This is a genomic window from Streptomyces mangrovi (assembly GCF_900114215.1).
Lineage (GTDB): Bacteria > Actinomycetota > Actinomycetes > Streptomycetales > Streptomycetaceae > Streptomyces > Streptomyces barkulensis.
Genome location: NZ_FOSG01000004.1, coordinates 197,189 through 212,044 on the forward strand (window position 1 = coordinate 197,189; position 14,856 = coordinate 212,044).

A 14,856-nucleotide genomic window follows, 5' to 3' on the forward strand; every position below is an offset into this window, starting at 1 on the left:
ACTCCACCTGACCGGTGCCCGGACGCAACCGTCGTCTACCCCGGGACGCGCGCGGCACGCCTCCGGCCGCGGCACGCCTCCGGCCGCGGGGCGCTCCACCCGGGCGGAATTCGGCTGTGCGCAGGCCGCACGGCTGCCAGGATGTGCCGCCATGGAGAGAGACGATCCCGCCACCCGCCGTGCGAGGCCCCAGGACGCCGCCGCGGCGGCCGAGGTGCGGGAGCTGACGGCCGAGGACTGGTCCGACTGGCGCGAGTTGCGGCTCGCCGCACTCGCGCCAGGCACCGCACGCGTTCTCCTCCCGGCTCGCGGACTGGCAGGGTGACGGCGACCGGGAGGAGAGGTGGCGGGCCCGGCTGAGCATCGCCGGTGCGCACTTCGCAGCCCTGCTGGAGGGCCGGCCGGCCGGGCAGGCGAGCGGTGTCGCGGAACCGGGCGGGAGTACGGCCGAGCTGATCTCGATGTGGGTCGGCCCGGGTGCGCGGGGCCGGGGTGTGGGGGACGCGCTGGTGCGGGCGGTGGAGGAGTGGGCCCGGAAGGCGGGAGCCGGGGAGCTGCGGCTGTCGGTGATGCCGGGCAACGCGCACGCCGCGGCCCTCTACCGCCGTCATGGTTTCGAGGACATGGGCCCGGTCGGCGACGAGCTGCCCGACGGCGGCCGGGAGCATGTCATGGTCAAACCGCTCATCCGCGGCTGAGGGCCTGCGCCCCCGGCCGCGGGCGGTCGCTGTCGCCCGGGGGAGGTTCTGGGGGACACCGGGCGCCTTCTCCTGCCGTGCGGGCGGGCACCGCCCGCCGGGACCTGGAACGGCCACCGATGTCCTCCACCGGCAGGGGCGCCGCGGGAGGGGCGACGCCCGCCGTCACATCAGCCTCTCCCGCCGCATCCGTCACATCGCCCTGATCCGCATGTACCGCACCAGGGAGGGCGCTCCCGCAACCGCGGTCGCCGCGGCGGCGGTCAGCAGGACGCCCACGGCGACGCGCACAACGGCGGCGGGGACGAAGACACCGTTCCTCATCGGGTCACCTCCTTTCCCGCGAGCAGTTCCCTCACCAGGGACTCCACCAGTTCCACGGCCTCGCCGACCGCCCGTCGCACGGGTTCGCTGAGCCCGACGGCGACATCCGGTTCGTCGCCGCGCATGCGCACCAGCGGTTCGCAGCCGACGACCAGGACGCGCGGCAGCGCGGCGCCGCCGTCGGCCGCGAGCCGCCGGGCCAGGGCCAGCGTCCTGACCGGGTCCATGGCGTGGACCTCGGGCGCGGCGTGGGCGCCGTCGAGGGCGCCGGCGTCCGGCTCGATGACCGACACCGTGCCGGGCGGCTGCCCGTGGGGCGCGGCGTCGACCAGTACGGCCGTGCCGTACCCCTCCAGCAGCCGGTAGGCCAGGTCCATCCCGCGGATGCCGAAGTCCGCGACGTGGACGCCGTCGGGCAGGGGCCGGTCGCGCAGCGCCTCGGCCACCGCGGGGCCGAACCCGTCGTCGGCGAGGAAGACGTTGCCGATTCCGGCCACCAGGACCCGGGCGCCGGGTGCGTCCGGCTCCCCGGGCGGTCCGGCCGGTTCCAGCTCCTCGGGGGAGAAGAAGAAGCGGTGCCCCATCTGCCCGCTGGTACCGAAGTCGATACCCGCCGGGTCGTCGTCGAGGACCACCGCGACGTGGGTGCGGCCCTCCATGTCCTCCTCGACCGCTTCGATCTCGGCGGTGCGCCCGGTGAGGGCGAGGTCGAGGATGTCGGCGCCGGGTGAGGGACGCAGCCGCACCCGGCCGCCCCGTCCCAGCCGCACCCCGCCGACCACTACCGTCCTGTCCCTCACGCCTCCTCCCGAACGGGCCGGAACTCGCGGATGGTGCCGTGCAGGGCGAGCAGTTCGTCGGGGCCCAGGCCCGCGCAGCGGTCCAGGATCTCCCGGGCCCTGGGGTCGCAGGCCCGCGCCTCCCGCTTCTCCTCCTCGGTCAGGCTCATCACGCCGAGGATCAGCAGCCGGTCGATCTCCGTGCCGTCGAACAGGTCGCCGGGGCTCTCGGGAGCCACCTCGGGGAAGTCGTACAGGGTGACGGGGGAGGAGAGGACGGTGCGGGCGAACGACCCGTCACCCGTACCGCTCGCGCCGTCGCCGTCGCCGTCGCCGCCCTCGCCGCCGTCCCCGGTGCCGTCGGTGTCGGTACCGGTGTCGTCGTCCACGAGGACCGGCCAGGTGCCCTGGTTCTCGCACGCCGAGACCGCCTCCCGCAGCCGCCCGGGCGGGTCCAGGAGCGAGACGAAGCGCCCGGTCCGGCTGTGCAGCACGGTGTGGGTGGAGACGAAGGCGTAGGTGCAGGCCGCCTCCCGCGCGCCCCGGTCCACGGGGTCGGGAGCCGGGCACGGTGTGGTGTTCTCGACGCGCACGGTCAGCCGGAACACACCGTCCGCGACGGGCTCGGCGCCGATCTCGACCGTGCCACTCAGCGCGTTCCACCGGCGGACGAGGGCGCCGGCGGTGCGGCCCGAGGCGTCCAGGACCGGTTCGCGGTCGCTGCCGGCGGGGACGGCGACGGGGGTGCGCACCGTCCGGCCGAGGACGGTGTCCAGCCGTACGGGCACGGACACCTCGCGTTCGGTCGCCTCCTGCCAGGCGAGGTGGCGCTCGCCGTCCACCGTCAGTTCGTCCACGACCTCGGGCCCGTCCGGGCCCTGTCTGACCACACCGCGGTCGACGACGTGCAGGAACCGTACGCGCACCGCCACCTCGGTGCGGTCGGCCGGGCGGCCACCGGTTTCGAGCAGCACCTGGGTGCGCATCCGGTGCGGCTCGCCCAGGGTGTCGGCGCACGAGCGGGGGAAGACCCCGCCGAAGGTCCAGCGTTTGGTGTTCTTCAGCGCGGATCTGCGGTACGGCCAGAGCAGGTAGCCCTCGTACAGGCAGGTACGCACGATCTTCTCGGCCTTCCCCGCGGGCTCGGCCGTGCGCTCCGCCGGTGTCACGTCGTCCATGGTGCTCCGGTGGTCTCGGGTGTTCTGGGGATGTCGGGGGTGGCGGGCGCGGCGGGGGAGGGGGCGCGAAGGCCGTCCGCCCGGTCCAGCAGGGCGCCGACGGCGTCGTCCAGGGTGCCCAGCGTCCACCGGGTGCGGTAGGCGTCGAGCCGGTCGTGGGTCTCGCGGGACAGCCGCAGCCAGGGGCTGCCGCCGCTGTAGCGGTCGACCAGCGTGTGCCACAGGGCGGCGGGCAGCCGGTAGCCGGCGTCCTCGGCCCAGGAGATCTGGGCCGTTCTCAGCCGGCCCTGACCGCCGTCGAAGAAGACCGTGCCGCTGAAGAGGAAGTCCAGCGGCACCTCCCCGCCGGGGACGGCCCGCAGGTACTTGGTGACGGCCAGTTCGGCGTCGCAGGGGCACGGCACCGTCAGGCCGACCGTGGTGGTCCCGTCGAACGGGGGGACCACCACCGTGGTCCGGGTCCAGGCCAGCGGGCGCAGGGTGGTGGCCCACCGCTCGGGTTCGCCGAACAGCTCGGCCAGGGCCGCCCGCGCCCGCTGGTCGTAGTGGCGGCGGGTGACGTCGATCCTGATCGCGGTCGTCAGGCTGACCGAGCGGACCGGGCCGCCGCCGGTGCGGGTGATCTCCACGTCGAACCGGAGTGTGGGCACGGCGGCGTGCCGCTCGGGCTCCGCTCCCGTGACCTCGAAGGAGAGGGCCGGGATGACGTGCCGGGACGGAGCGCCGGCCGGCTTCGCGTGCGGCGCCGTCATGACGGGGAGAGGTTCGGCATCCCGGGCATCACCGGGTCGCGGCGCCCGGCGTTGACGCCCGTCGACCGGCGGGCCGTGGAGCGGTCGCCGGGCAGGAGCCCGGGGGTCTTGCGGTAGGAGCCCTTCTGGTTGCCCTGCCTGGTGCCCTTGACATGGGCCGCCCTGTCGGGCCTCACATCGGCCTTGCCTACGGCGATACGGGCCATGACGCCTCCTTCATGCGGTGGACGGGAGGTCGGTGGGGGTCGGGTCGGTGTGCGGGCCGGGGGAGGGAGCGGCGGGCGGGTCGGGGCAGAGACCTCGGAAGAAGTCCCCGACGTGCCGCCACACCTCGGGCCCGCCGCCCAGCCCCTTCCAGTGGGTGCGTACGACGGCCGCCAGGCGGTAGCAGTCGTCCAGGGGGACGATCCACCGCTCCCGCGCGCCGTTCGCCAGGTTGACCAGCAGCGCCTCGACGTCGTCGGCCATCGCCGCGACGGCCGGGGCGCAGGCCTGGACCGCGCGCCAGCGTTCCGCCTCGACGGTGGAGCGCAGCAGACCCAGCGCACTGGGGTAGCCGGCCGTGATCTCGCCGCTCCCACCGTCACGGGTGAAGAACGCCAGACCGACCGGGACGCCGAGCGTGGCCCACAGCGTGTCGTCGAACCCGTCCTCGTGCAGCCGGGTCCTGCGCAGCGGCAGTAGCCGGTAGTGGGCGCCTCCCGCCTCCTTGCGGTCGAACAGCAGTGAGCAGGCGCGGCAGGCGCAGCAGACCGCGCCGGCGCGGACGTCCAGCAGGTGGCGGTGCGCCTCGGGCAGCGGCTCGGAGCACAGGTCGCACCGCTGGTGCCCGGGCGGGGCGCCGTCCGCCTCCGGTCCGCGAAGGCGGGCCGGGCGGTGGGCCAGCCGCCGCAGCCGGGGTGTGGTGATGGGGGCGGACACGGCGGCTCACCCCTCTCGCTCGGCGGCGAGGGCGGGGCGGCGGAAGAGGTCGTCCACCGGGATGAGAGCGGTGGGCGCCCGGTCCGGGGCGGACTCGACGTCCACCTCCACCCGTTCGATCTCGGGCGCGGCGGCGGCCACCGCCTCGCGCACCGCCTGCTCCAGGGCCTGCGGGGAGGAGGAGCAGCCGCGCCCGGTGGTGCCGAGCCGGATGCGGACCGCCTCCTGGGAGATCCCGGCCAGCTCCACCTCGTCCTCCCCGAGCCGCCGCCGGGAGCGCAGGCCGGCCAGGGCGTGGCGCACCCGGGTCTCGGCCGGTTCGGGGTGGAGGCCGTGCACCAGCAGCAGATGGCCGACCAGTTCGTCGCCGGCCAGCCGGCGCACCGCGTCGCCGCCGCCCTCCTCCCGGCTCAGGCGGTCCACGATCCGGGCCAGGCAGTCCCCGTAGAGGCCGACCAGGGTGTGGACGGTGTCGGTGGCGCGGGCGGCCGCGGCGCTGTCCGGCAGCGACTCCAGCGCGGACAGCAGTTCCTCGGCGCGGGCCGCCTGCCCGCGCGCGTACTCGTCGTCCCAGGGCATCTCCGGCCGCCCGCTACGAGACCTGGCCGAAGGTGGGCGAGTGGGTCTGGCGCAGGGTGCGCCCGCCGCCCAGATACATGTGGACGCCGCACGGCAGGCAGGGGTCGAAGCTGCGCACGGTGCGCATGATGTCGATGCCCTTGAAGTTCTCCGGCCCGTTCTCCTCGAAGACGGGGCAGCCCTGGACGGCGTCCTCGTAGGGGCCGGGTGTGCCGTAGAAGTCGCGGGGGCTGGCGTTCCAGGGGGTCGGGGGGTAGGGGTGGTAGTTGGCGATCTTCTTGTCGCGGATCACCAGATGGTGGGAGAGGACGCCGCGCACGGCCTCGTGGAAGCCCACGCCGACGCCCTCCTCGGGGACGTCGAAGTCCTGGAAGACCCTGGTGCGCCCGGCCCGTACCTCCTCCATCGCCTTGTCGACGAAGTGCAGGGCCATCGCGGCGGCGTAGGCGACGAAGTACATCCGCGCCCGGTTGCGCTCGATGGTGTTGGGGAAGGGCGGCGGGGTCCACTCCAGCCGCATCTGTGGCATGGCCGGGGTCTTCGGCAGGTCGATCTCGACGCTGCGCCCGGTGGAGCGGACATAGGGGGTGCGCACCTTCCCGGCCAGGGCGGTGGCCCACAGCCGGGCGATCGGGCCGCCGCCGGTGTCCAGGGCGAGGAAGTCGTTCGTCCGCCTGTCGTACCAGCGGGGGCTCATCACCCAGCTGTACTTGCCGCCTTCCAGGTCGCGCTTCTGAGGGGCGGGCAGGGTGGTCTGGTTCCACGGGTGGCGGGGGTCGACCGGGTTGCCCAGGGGGTCCTTGTCGACGTAGGTCTCCTCGCCGATCCAGTCCTCGTAGTAGGAACTGCCCAGCAGGATCCGCATCCCCAGGTTGATGTCGACCAGGTCGGTGGTGACCAGTTCGCCGTCCACGACGATGCCGGGGGTGACGAACATGGCGTTGCCCCACTCGTTCATCGTCCGGTAGTCGTAGTCGACCACCTCCGGGTCCTGGAAGGCGCCCCAGCAGCCCAGCAGCGTGCGGCGGCGGCCGACCTCCTCGTAGCCGGGCAGGGCCTCGTAGAAGAAGTCGAAGACGTCGTCGTTCATGGCGACGGCCCGCTTGACGAAGTCCATGCAGCGCATCAGCCGCACCAGGTAGTCGGTGAAGACCTGGGGGGTGGCCACGGTGCCGACGCCGCCGGGGTAGAGCGTGGAGGGGTGGACGTGCCGGCCCTCCATCAGGCAGCACATCTCGCGGGTGAGACGGCTCATGGTGAGGGCTTCCTTGTAGGTGGCGCCCTCGAAGGGGTTGTAGGAGCGCATGATGTCGGCGATCGTGCGGTGGCCGTGCACGTCGCCGCGCGGGGCCGCGGTCCGCTCGGCGCGCTCCAGGACGGACGGGTTGGTCTCCTTGACCATGCGCTCGCAGTAGTCGACGAAGACCATGTTGTCCTGGAAGATCGTGTGGTCGAACATGTACTCGGCGGCCTCGCCGAGGTTGATGATCCACTCGCCCAGGGGCGGGGTCTTCACCCCGTACGCCATGTTCTGCGCGTAGATCGAGCACACCGCGTGGTTGTCGCCGCAGATGCCGCAGATGCGGCTGGTGATGAAGTGCGCGTCGCGGGGGTCCTTGCCCTTCATGAAGACGCTGTAGCCGCGGAAGATCGAGGACGTGCTCCGGCACTCGACGACCTCCCGGTTGGGGAAGTCGATCTTGGTGTAGATGCCCAGGTTGCCGATGATCCTGGTGATGGGGTCGAACGCCACCTCGGTGAGGGTGCGCTGCTCGACCGGGACGGTCTGGCTGGTCGTCACGGAGTGGTCCTCTCAAGCCTCTTCGGCGTCCTTGGCGTCCTCGGCGCCGGCGTGCGGTTCGTCGTCACCGGCCCGACCACCGGGGGTCGTAGCCGGAGGTCAGCTCGGCGCGGTTGTGGCGCCACCTGGGCTCCTTGTTCACCGTGCTGTTGGTGATGGCGCGCAGGGAGCGCACCAGCGGCCCGTAGGTCCGGCTCAGCAGCCCGGAGGAGACGCTGCCTCCCGGGGGCTCGTCCATGAAGGGCATGAACTTGTCGGGGAAGCCCGGCATGGTGCAGGCGATGCAGATGCCGCCGACGTTGGGGCAGCCGCCGACGCCGTCCATCCAGCCGCGCTTGGGGACGTTACAGTTCACCACCGGGCCCCAGCAGCCGATCTTCACCTGGCACTTGGGGGAGTTGTAGTCCAGCGCGAAGTCGCCCTGCTCGTAGTAGGCCGCCCGGTCGCAGCCCTCGTGGACGGTCTTGCCGAACAGCCAGGTCGGCCGCAGCTGGTCGTCCAGCGGGATCGGCGGCGCGAGCCCGGCCGCCTGGTGCAGGACCCACAGCAGGGTCTCCATGAAGTTGTCCGGCTGCACCGGGCAGCCGGGCACGTTGACGATCGGCAGTCCGCCCGCGGAGCGGAAGTCCCAGCCCAGGTAGTCGGCCAGGCCCATGCAGCCGGTCGGGTTGCCCGCCATGGCGTGGATGCCGCCGTAGGTGGCGCAGGTGCCGATGGCCACCACCGCGTACGCCTTGTGCGCCAGGCGGTCGATCCACTGGTTGAGGGTGATCGGCTCACCGGTGTCGGGGTCGTTGCCCATCGACGTCCAGTAGCCGTCCCCGTTGATGTTCTCGTTGGGGATGGAACCCTCGACCACCAGGACGAACGGCCCCAGCTCGTCTTCGGCCGCCTGGTGGAAGGCGCGGGTGAAGTCCTCGCCGGTCTCGTAGGCCAGCACCTTGTTGTGCAGGTGGACCTTGGGGATGCCGGGGATCGCCCCGAGGACGACGTCCTCCAGGCTCGGCAGTGTCGCGGCGGTGACCGAGACCGTGTCGCCGTCGCAGCTCATGCCTTCGGAGGTCCACAGGATGTGGACCTCGTCGACGCCGCCGGGGGCCAGCGTGTCGGTGCTCATGGAGCCTTCCTTCCCTGCGGGTGGCGGGGACCGGGGTCCGGACCCGGGGCGGGCGACGAGCCGTGTGCCCCGGGCCGCCGACCGTTCCACGAAGCGTGACATTTCCAACAAATCCCTACAACTCAAACGTGCCGTACCGGGGAAGCGCCCCTCCGCCGGGCGCGCCCGCGCGTCCGGCGGAGGCCCGCCGCGGACGGACGCCGCGACGCCTGGGCCGTACGGGGGAACTCGCGCGGAAACCGGAACGGCGGCCCCCGGGAATGCCGGAGCGGATGGCTAGCGTGACCCCCCATGCACGAGCTGTCGATCGCCGCCGCCGTGGTGGAGAGCGCGCAGGACACCGCCCGCCGCCACGGGGCCTCCTCGGTGGAGGCGGTGCGCCTGCGCGTGGGTGAACTGTCCGGTGTGGTCGCCGACGCGCTGCGGTTCTCCTTCGAGGTCGTCACCGAGGGCACGGAGCTCGCCGGCGCCGAACTCGTCGTCGAGGACGTTCCCGCCCGCGCCCGCTGCGCGGCCTGCGCGCTGGAGTTCGCCCCCGGAGTCCCGCTGCGGCTGTGGTGCCCGGAGTGCGGGGAGGGCGCGACGGAACTGGTGGCCGGACGGGAGCTGGAGATCGTCGACGTCACGCTCCCGCCGGCCGGCGCGTCCTGCGACGGCGGCTCGGCGCCACAGGGGGAACGACAGGGAGGATTCGCGTGATGTGCCGGGTCGTGGACGTGAGGCAGGCCGTGCTGGCCAGGAACGACGGACTGGCGGCCGGGCTGCGCCGCGAACTGGACGGCCGGGGGATCACGGCCGTCAACCTGCTGTCCAGCCCGGGCAGCGGCAAGACCGCCCTGCTGGAACTCCTCCTGGCCCGCGCCGCCGGGCGTGGTGTGCCGCCGGCGGCCCTCACCGCCGACCTGGCCACCGAGAACGACGCACGGCGGCTGGCCAGGTCCGGCGCGCCGGTCAAACAGGTCCTCACCGGCGGGCTGTGCCATCTGGAGGCCGCCCAGATGCGCGGCCATCTGGAGGGCTGGCCGCCCGAGGACACCCGGGTGCTGTTCGTGGAGAACGTGGGCAATCTGGTCTGCCCCGCCGCCTACGACCTGGGCGAGACGCTGCGGGTGGTGCTGATGTCGGTCACCGAGGGCGAGGACAAGCCGGTGAAGTACCCCACCGCCTTCGGCCTGGCGAACCTGGTGGTGCTGAGCAAGGCCGACCTCGGCGAGGCCGCCGGGTTCGACGGCGACGCCTTCGCCGAGAGCGTCGAGCGGGTCAACCCCGGAGTCGAGGTGCTGCACACCTCCGCCCGCACCGGGCAGGGCGTCGACGCGCTCCTGGACAGGGTGCTGGCCGTGTGCGAGGGCGCCCGCCCCCACCGGCCCCCGCTCGCCGGGCGGCACCTGAGCGAACACCGTCATGAGCATGGCCATGAGCACAGCCATGAGCCCAGCCACGGCCACCCCCGCGACCACGAGCACCCGCACGCGCACCCCGGCGGGGAAAGCGCGCTGCCCGGCGCCGGCCTGCCCGCACGGTAGTGGCGGGCCGGGACGGGCAGGGAGGAGCGCCATGACGGCCACCGTCGAAGGCCGGCCGGGACCGGACGCCGGGGCGGACCGCGTACGGCGGCGTCTGACCGTGTGCGGCACCGTGCAGGGCGTGGGTTTCCGCCCCTTCGTCCACGCACTGGCCTCGCGGCTGGGGCTGTCGGGCCATGCGCTGAACAACGCCGGCGGGGTGGTCGCCGAGGTCGAGGGCGCGCCCGCGGCGGTGGAGGCGTTCTGCCGGGAACTGGTGGAGCAGGCGCCGCCCCTGGCGGCCGTCTCCTCGGTGGCGGCCGAGGACATCCCCCCGCTGGGGACCGGCCCGGACACCGGCCCGGACGGCGCGGGGTTCGTCATCCGCCCCTCCGAGCGGGGCGGGGGCCGCACCCTGATCCCGCCCGACACCGCCACCTGCGACGACTGCCTGCGGGAGCTGGCCGACCCCGCCGACCGCCGCCACCGGCACCCGTTCGTCACCTGCACCCACTGCGGCCCGCGGTTCACCATCGCCACCGCGCTGCCCTACGACCGTGCGACCACGACCATGGCCGCCTTCCCCCTGTGCCCGGTCTGCGCACGGGAGTACGCCGATCCCGCCGACCGCCGCTTCCACGCCCAGCCGGTCGCCTGCCACGACTGCGGCCCCCGGCTGAGGCTCACCCGTGCCCGCGGCACGGGAGCGGACACGGCAGCGGGCACGGCCACGGGCGAGGAGGCGCTGGCCGGGGCCCGCCGGCTGCTGGCCGAGGGCGCGGTCGTGGCGGTCAAGGGCATCGGCGGCTACCACCTGGCCTGCGACGCGACCGACCCCGCCGCCGTCGCCGCCCTGCGCGAGCGCAAGGCCCGGGGCGCCAAGCCCTTCGCGGTGATGTGCCCCGACGCACGGGTCGCCGCGCGGCTCGGCCGCGTCGGCCCCGCCGAGCACCGGGCGCTGACCGGACGGTCGCGCCCCATCGTGCTGCTGCGCCGCCGCCGGCCCGGCGAGCGGGGCGGCGACCCGCTGGCGGACGGAGTCTGCCCGGGCAGCCCGGACGTGGGGGTGCTGCTGCCCTACACTCCGCTGCACCGGCTGCTGTTCGGTCTGCCGGGCGACCCGCCCGGCCCCGAGGTGCTGGTGATGACCAGCGGCAACCGTTCGGGCGAGCCCATCGTGACCGGCGACCGTGAGGCCCTGACCCGGCTGGCGGGACTGGCCGACGCCTGGCTGTGGCACGACAGACCCATCGCGGCGCCCTGCGACGACTCGGTGGTACGGGTGCGCGCGGACGGGAGCGAGGTCGTCCTGCGCCGCTCGCGCGGCCGCGTTCCCGTCCCCATCACACTTCCCGTACCGGTGGAGCCCTCCCTGGCCGCCGGCGCGGACCTGAAGAACGCGATCTGCCTCGCCGAGGGGCACTCCGCCTGGTTCTCCCCCCACATCGGGGACCTGGACGACCTGGCCGCCCTGCGCGCGCTGGACGGAGCGGAGGAGCGCCTGCGGACGCTGACCGGCGTCGCGCCCCGGCTGCTGGCCGCCGACCGCCACCCCGGCTACCGCTCCGCACGGTGGGCCCGTGACCGCGCCGCGGGCAGGCCTGTGCGCCGGGTGCAGCACCACCACGCGCACATCGCCTCGGCCATGGCCGAGAACGGGCTGGACGGCAGCGCCCCGGTCATCGGCGTCGCCTTCGACGGCACCGGCTACGGCGACGACGGGGCCGTGTGGGGCGGCGAGGTGCTGCTCGCCGGCTACGGCGGCTACCGGCGGCTGGCGCACCTGGCGTACGTGCCCCTGCCCGGCGGCGACGCCGGGGTGGGCAACCCCTGCCGGATGGCGCTGTCCCATCTGCGCTCCGCGGGGATCCCCTGGGACCCGGACCTGCCGTGCGCCGCCGCCTGCACACCGGAGGAACTGCGCGTGCTGGACGCGCAGTTGGAGCGGTCGCTGGCCTGTGTGCCCACCTCCAGCATGGGGCGGCTGTTCGACGCGGTGTCCTCGCTGACCGGAGTGTGCCACCGGGCCGGGTACGAGGGGCAGGCCGCCGTCGAACTGGAGGCCGCCGCCGCGGCGGCGTGGCAGGAGGACGGACCCGGATACGCCTTCGCCCTGCGCCGGCCGGCCCCGGGCGGCACGGGCACGACGGTGCTCGACCCCGCACCCGTACTGCGCGAGGCCGTCCGCGACCTGCGCTCCGGCGCCCCCGTCCCGGTCGTCGCCGCGCGGTTCCACCGGGCCGTGGCCGGGGCGGTGGAGGAGATCTGCCGGCGGGCGCGCCGGGACACCGGGGCGGCCACCGCCGCCCTGTCCGGCGGGGTGTTCGCCAACGCGCTGCTGGACGAGGAGTGCGAGCGGCGGCTGCGCACCGCCGGGTTCACGGTGCTGCGCCACCACGGTGTACCGCCCGGCGACGGAGGCCTGGCCCTCGGCCAGCTGCTCGTGGCGGCGCGGGCCGGAGCCCCCTGACGGGCTTCGGCGAAACCCCACGACCCATCAGTGAACTCACCGGCGACGGACGGAGAACGCACATGTGCCTGGCGGTGCCCGGCAGGGTGACCGGGATCGAGGAACGGGACGGCACGCGCATGGCGCGCGTCGACTTCGGCGGGGTGGTCAAGGACGTGTGCCTGGCCTACCTGCCCGACGCGGAGGTCGGCGAGTACGTGATCGTCCACGTCGGCTTCGCGCTGCAGCGACTGGACGAGGAGTCGGCCAGGGCGTCGCTGGAGCTGTTCGAGCAACTGGGTCTGCTGGACGAGGAGTTCGGCGACGCATGGGAGCGGGCGGCGGTCGAGGCCGGGCAGGACCGGCCCGAGGCCGCCCCGGCGGAGACGGCCGGCGGGCGCACGGAGCGGCCGGCCGCGGCGAAGGAGGCCACCAGGTGAAGTACATCGAGGAGTTCAACGACCCGGAGCTGGCGCGGCGGCTGCTGGAGGACATCCACGCCACCGCCACCCGCCCCTGGACCATGATGGAGGTCTGCGGCGGCCAGACCCACTCGATCATCCGGCACGGCATCGACCAGCTGCTGCCCGAGCACATCGAGCTCATCCACGGCCCCGGCTGCCCGGTGTGCGTCACCCCCCTGGAGATGATCGACAAGGCGCTGGAGATCGCCTCCCGCCCCGAGGTGGTCTTCTGCTCCTTCGGCGACATGCTCCGGGTCCCCGGTACCGACCGCGACCTGTTCCGGATCAAGAGCGCCGGCGGGGACGTACGGGTGGTGTACTCGCCGCTGGACGCACTGGAGATCGCACAGCGCCACCCCGACCGCGAGGTGGTCTTCTTCGGCGTCGGCTTCGAGACCACCGCGCCGGCCAACGCGATGACCGTCCACGAGGCACGGCGGCGCGGCATCCGCAACTACAGCATGCTGATCTCGCACGTGCGCGTGCCGCCCGCCATCGAGGCGATCATGCGGGCGCCGCACTGCCGGGTCCAGGCGTTCCTGGCCGCCGGCCATGTGTGCAGCGTGATGGGGACGGCCGAGTACCCGTCACTGGCCGACCGCTTCGGCGTTCCCGTCGTGGTCACCGGCTTCGAACCGCTGGACATCCTCGAGGGCGTGCGCCGCACCGTCCGCCAGCTCGAGAGCGGTGAGCACCGGGTGGAGAACGCCTACCCCCGGGCGGTGCGGGAGGAGGGCAACCCCGCCGCGCGGCGGATGCTGGAGGAGGTCTTCGAAGTCACCGACCGCGCCTGGCGGGGCATCGGGGTGATCCCGGCCAGCGGCTGGCGGCTGTCGGAGGCGTTCCGCGAGTACGACGCCGAGCACCGTTTCGAGGTCGGCGGCATCACGACGCGCGAGTCCGGGGTGTGCCGCAGCGGCGAGGTGCTCCAGGGGCTGATCAAACCGAACGAGTGCGAGGCCTTCGGCACCACCTGCACCCCCCGCAACCCGCTGGGCGCCACCATGGTCTCCAGTGAGGGCGCCTGCGCCGCCTACCACCTCTACCGGCGCCTGGGCGGCCCCGCGCGCGGCACTGAGCCGGCGAGGGAGGCGACCTCCGTTGGCTGACACCACTGACACCACTGGCACGACTGGTATCACCGGCGCCACCGGCAGCACCGGCACGACCGCCGAACCCGTGGACCCCGCCGAGTGGAGCTGTCCGGCCCCGCTGCGCGACCACCCGGTGGTCGTCATGGGGCACGGCGGCGGCGGGGCCCTCTCCGCCGAACTGGTGGAGCACCTCTTCGTCCCCGCCTACGGCAACGAGACGCTGGCCGGGCTCGCCGACTCGGCCGCGCTGTCGCTGGGCGGCGCGCGCCTGGCGTTCTCCACCGACTCCTACGTGGTGCGCCCGCTGTTCTTCCCCGGCGGCTGCATCGGCGACCTGGCCGTCAACGGCACGGTCAACGACCTGGCCATGAGCGGGGCGCGGGCCGCGTACCTGTCGTGCGCCTTCATCATCGAGGAGGGGACCGAGCTGTCGGTGGTCCGGCGGGTCGCCCAGGCGGTCGGAACGGCCGCCGAGGCGGCAGGCGTCACCGTCGCCACCGGCGACACCAAGGTGGTCGACGCCGGGCACGGCGACGGGATCTTCGTCAACACCGCCGGCATCGGACTGATCCCCGAAGGCGTCGACATCCGCCCGCAGCGCGCCGAACCCGGCGACGTGGTGATCGTCAGCGGGCCGATCGGGATGCACGGGGTGGCCATCATGAGCGTCCGCGAGGGGCTGGAGTTCGGGGTGGAGGTGTGCAGCGACACCGCGCCCCTGGGCGGTCTGGTGCAGGCGATGCTCGTGGCCGCCCCGGACCTCCACGCGCTGCGCGACCCCACCCGCGGCGGGCTGGGCACGGCGCTGAACGAGATCGCCGCCGCGTCCGGCACCGGCGTCGTGCTGGACGAGCGGGCCCTGCCCGTGCCGGAGGCCGTGTCGGCCGCCTGCGGCTTCCTCGGCCTGGACCCGCTGTACGTGGCCAACGAGGGACGTCTGGTGGCCTTCGTTCCGCGGGAGCGGGCCGAGGCCGTGCTCGCCGCGATGCGGGCGCACCCCCAGGGCGCCGGGGCGGTGGTCGTCGGGGAGTGCGTGGAGGACCACCCGGGCATGGTCGTGGCCCGCACCGGGTTCGGCGGCACCCGTGTGGTGGACCTGCCGCTGGGCGAGCAGTTGCCCCGTATCTGCTGACCGCCTGCCGACCGCCGGGGGACGGCCTTCCGCTTCCCCGCGCCGCGTCACGGCCGCCACGCC

At 74.1% G+C, this 14,856-nt stretch carries 17 protein-coding genes; 8 read left to right on the forward strand and 9 right to left on the reverse strand.

The genetic code is table 11. The features are described 5' to 3' along the window. Window positions 1-151: 151 nt before the first annotated feature. Window positions 152-325, forward strand: a complete 174-nt coding sequence (locus BM237_RS30405; RefSeq protein WP_342746215.1) for a hypothetical protein — start codon at window positions 152-154, stop codon at window positions 323-325. Between the two features lie 37 nt (window positions 326-362). Further along, window positions 363-698 (forward strand): GNAT family N-acetyltransferase, encoded by a 336-nt coding sequence (locus BM237_RS30410; protein WP_342746218.1) that lies wholly within the window; start codon window positions 363-365, stop codon window positions 696-698. 192 nt (window positions 699-890) lie between these two features. On the opposite strand, the gene BM237_RS30240 is transcribed toward BM237_RS30410, so the two are convergent. The 9 genes from BM237_RS30240 to BM237_RS07495 all read right to left on the reverse strand — a co-directional run bounded on the left by BM237_RS30240 (window position 891) and on the right by BM237_RS07495 (window position 8,149). Continuing rightward, window positions 891-1,022 (reverse strand): hypothetical protein, encoded by a 132-nt coding sequence (locus tag BM237_RS30240; RefSeq protein ID WP_281253904.1) that lies wholly within the window; start codon window positions 1,020-1,022, stop codon window positions 891-893. Then, window positions 1,019-1,822, reverse strand: a complete 804-nt coding sequence (locus tag BM237_RS29195; RefSeq protein ID WP_245793472.1) for a hydrogenase maturation protease — start codon at window positions 1,820-1,822, stop codon at window positions 1,019-1,021. Before BM237_RS29195 ends, BM237_RS30240 begins: the two co-directional genes overlap by 4 nt. Continuing rightward, window positions 1,819-2,979 (reverse strand): hypothetical protein, encoded by a 1,161-nt coding sequence (locus tag BM237_RS07465; protein ID WP_175540917.1) that lies wholly within the window; start codon window positions 2,977-2,979, stop codon window positions 1,819-1,821. Before BM237_RS07465 ends, BM237_RS29195 begins: the two co-directional genes overlap by 4 nt. Beyond that, a complete protein-coding gene (locus BM237_RS07470; protein WP_175540918.1) occupies window positions 2,967-3,731 on the reverse strand; it encodes a DUF6084 family protein in 765 nt (254 codons plus the stop codon). The genes BM237_RS07465 and BM237_RS07470 overlap by 13 nt, the downstream gene beginning before the upstream one ends. Beyond that, window positions 3,728-3,937 carry a hypothetical protein gene (locus tag BM237_RS07475; RefSeq protein ID WP_093658193.1) on the reverse strand — a complete coding sequence of 70 codons (210 nt, stop codon included), beginning with the start codon at window positions 3,935-3,937 and terminating at the stop codon, window positions 3,728-3,730. Before BM237_RS07475 ends, BM237_RS07470 begins: the two co-directional genes overlap by 4 nt. Window positions 3,938-3,947: 10 nt before the next feature. Next, window positions 3,948-4,652, reverse strand: coding sequence for a DUF5947 family protein (locus tag BM237_RS07480; RefSeq protein WP_175540919.1), 705 nt, complete (start codon window positions 4,650-4,652; stop codon window positions 3,948-3,950). A gap of 6 nt (window positions 4,653-4,658) precedes the next feature. Then, window positions 4,659-5,231 (reverse strand): NifU-related iron-sulfur-binding protein, encoded by a 573-nt coding sequence (locus BM237_RS07485; RefSeq protein ID WP_093848730.1) that lies wholly within the window; start codon window positions 5,229-5,231, stop codon window positions 4,659-4,661. 13 nt (window positions 5,232-5,244) lie between these two features. Then, window positions 5,245-7,032: a nickel-dependent hydrogenase large subunit gene (locus BM237_RS07490; protein WP_093848731.1), complete on the reverse strand. Its 1,788-nt coding sequence runs from the start codon at window positions 7,030-7,032 to the stop codon at window positions 5,245-5,247. A gap of 64 nt (window positions 7,033-7,096) precedes the next feature. Next, the gene (locus tag BM237_RS07495) at window positions 7,097-8,149 is read right to left on the reverse strand and encodes an NADH-quinone oxidoreductase subunit B family protein (protein WP_093848732.1); all 1,053 of its coding nucleotides are present in this window, start codon (window positions 8,147-8,149) and stop codon (window positions 7,097-7,099) included. A gap of 291 nt (window positions 8,150-8,440) precedes the next feature. Here BM237_RS07495 and hypA point away from each other — a divergent pair, with 291 nt between their 5' ends. From hypA to hypE, 6 genes are all read left to right on the forward strand, one after another. Continuing rightward, the gene (hypA, locus tag BM237_RS07500; protein WP_093848733.1) at window positions 8,441-8,848 is read left to right on the forward strand and encodes a hydrogenase maturation nickel metallochaperone HypA; all 408 of its coding nucleotides are present in this window, start codon (window positions 8,441-8,443) and stop codon (window positions 8,846-8,848) included. Beyond that, on the forward strand, window positions 8,848-9,675 hold the full coding sequence (gene hypB / locus BM237_RS07505; RefSeq protein ID WP_093848734.1) for a hydrogenase nickel incorporation protein HypB: 828 nt from the start codon (window positions 8,848-8,850) through the stop codon (window positions 9,673-9,675). The genes hypA and hypB overlap by 1 nt, the downstream gene beginning before the upstream one ends. Before the next feature lie 31 nt (window positions 9,676-9,706). Continuing rightward, on the forward strand, window positions 9,707-12,124 hold the full coding sequence (hypF, locus tag BM237_RS07510) for a carbamoyltransferase HypF (RefSeq protein WP_093848735.1): 2,418 nt from the start codon (window positions 9,707-9,709) through the stop codon (window positions 12,122-12,124). A gap of 62 nt (window positions 12,125-12,186) precedes the next feature. Then, a complete protein-coding gene (locus BM237_RS07515) occupies window positions 12,187-12,543 on the forward strand; it encodes a HypC/HybG/HupF family hydrogenase formation chaperone (protein WP_093848736.1) in 357 nt (118 codons plus the stop codon). Beyond that, window positions 12,540-13,676 (forward strand): hydrogenase formation protein HypD, encoded by a 1,137-nt coding sequence (gene hypD, locus BM237_RS07520; RefSeq protein WP_093848737.1) that lies wholly within the window; start codon window positions 12,540-12,542, stop codon window positions 13,674-13,676. Before BM237_RS07515 ends, hypD begins: the two co-directional genes overlap by 4 nt. A 127-nt stretch (window positions 13,677-13,803) precedes the next feature. Further along, window positions 13,804-14,793 (forward strand): hydrogenase expression/formation protein HypE, encoded by a 990-nt coding sequence (gene hypE, locus BM237_RS07525; protein ID WP_093848911.1) that lies wholly within the window; start codon window positions 13,804-13,806, stop codon window positions 14,791-14,793. Window positions 14,794-14,856 lie beyond the last annotated feature (63 nt).

Excerpts from the sequence above, each read along its gene's own strand:
- BM237_RS30405 (WP_342746215.1), top strand. The coding sequence starts at position 152 with ATGGAGAGAGACGATCCCGCCACCCGCCGTGCGAGGCCCCAGGACGCC.
- BM237_RS30240 (WP_281253904.1), bottom strand. The coding sequence starts at position 1,022 with ATGAGGAACGGTGTCTTCGTCCCCGCCGCCGTTGTGCGCGTCGCCGTG.
- BM237_RS07465 (WP_175540917.1), bottom strand. The coding sequence starts at position 2,979 with ATGGACGACGTGACACCGGCGGAGCGCACGGCCGAGCCCGCGGGGAAG.
- BM237_RS07470 (WP_175540918.1), bottom strand. The coding sequence starts at position 3,731 with ATGACGGCGCCGCACGCGAAGCCGGCCGGCGCTCCGTCCCGGCACGTC.
- BM237_RS07475 (WP_093658193.1), bottom strand. The coding sequence starts at position 3,937 with ATGGCCCGTATCGCCGTAGGCAAGGCCGATGTGAGGCCCGACAGGGCG.
- BM237_RS07485 (WP_093848730.1), bottom strand. The coding sequence starts at position 5,231 with ATGCCCTGGGACGACGAGTACGCGCGCGGGCAGGCGGCCCGCGCCGAG.
- BM237_RS07495 (WP_093848732.1), bottom strand. The coding sequence starts at position 8,149 with ATGAGCACCGACACGCTGGCCCCCGGCGGCGTCGACGAGGTCCACATC.
- hypA (WP_093848733.1), top strand. The coding sequence starts at position 8,441 with ATGCACGAGCTGTCGATCGCCGCCGCCGTGGTGGAGAGCGCGCAGGAC.
- hypB (WP_093848734.1), top strand. The coding sequence starts at position 8,848 with ATGTGCCGGGTCGTGGACGTGAGGCAGGCCGTGCTGGCCAGGAACGAC.
- hypF (WP_093848735.1), top strand. The coding sequence starts at position 9,707 with ATGACGGCCACCGTCGAAGGCCGGCCGGGACCGGACGCCGGGGCGGAC.
- BM237_RS07515 (WP_093848736.1), top strand. The coding sequence starts at position 12,187 with ATGTGCCTGGCGGTGCCCGGCAGGGTGACCGGGATCGAGGAACGGGAC.
- hypE (WP_093848911.1), top strand. The coding sequence starts at position 13,804 with ATGGGGCACGGCGGCGGCGGGGCCCTCTCCGCCGAACTGGTGGAGCAC.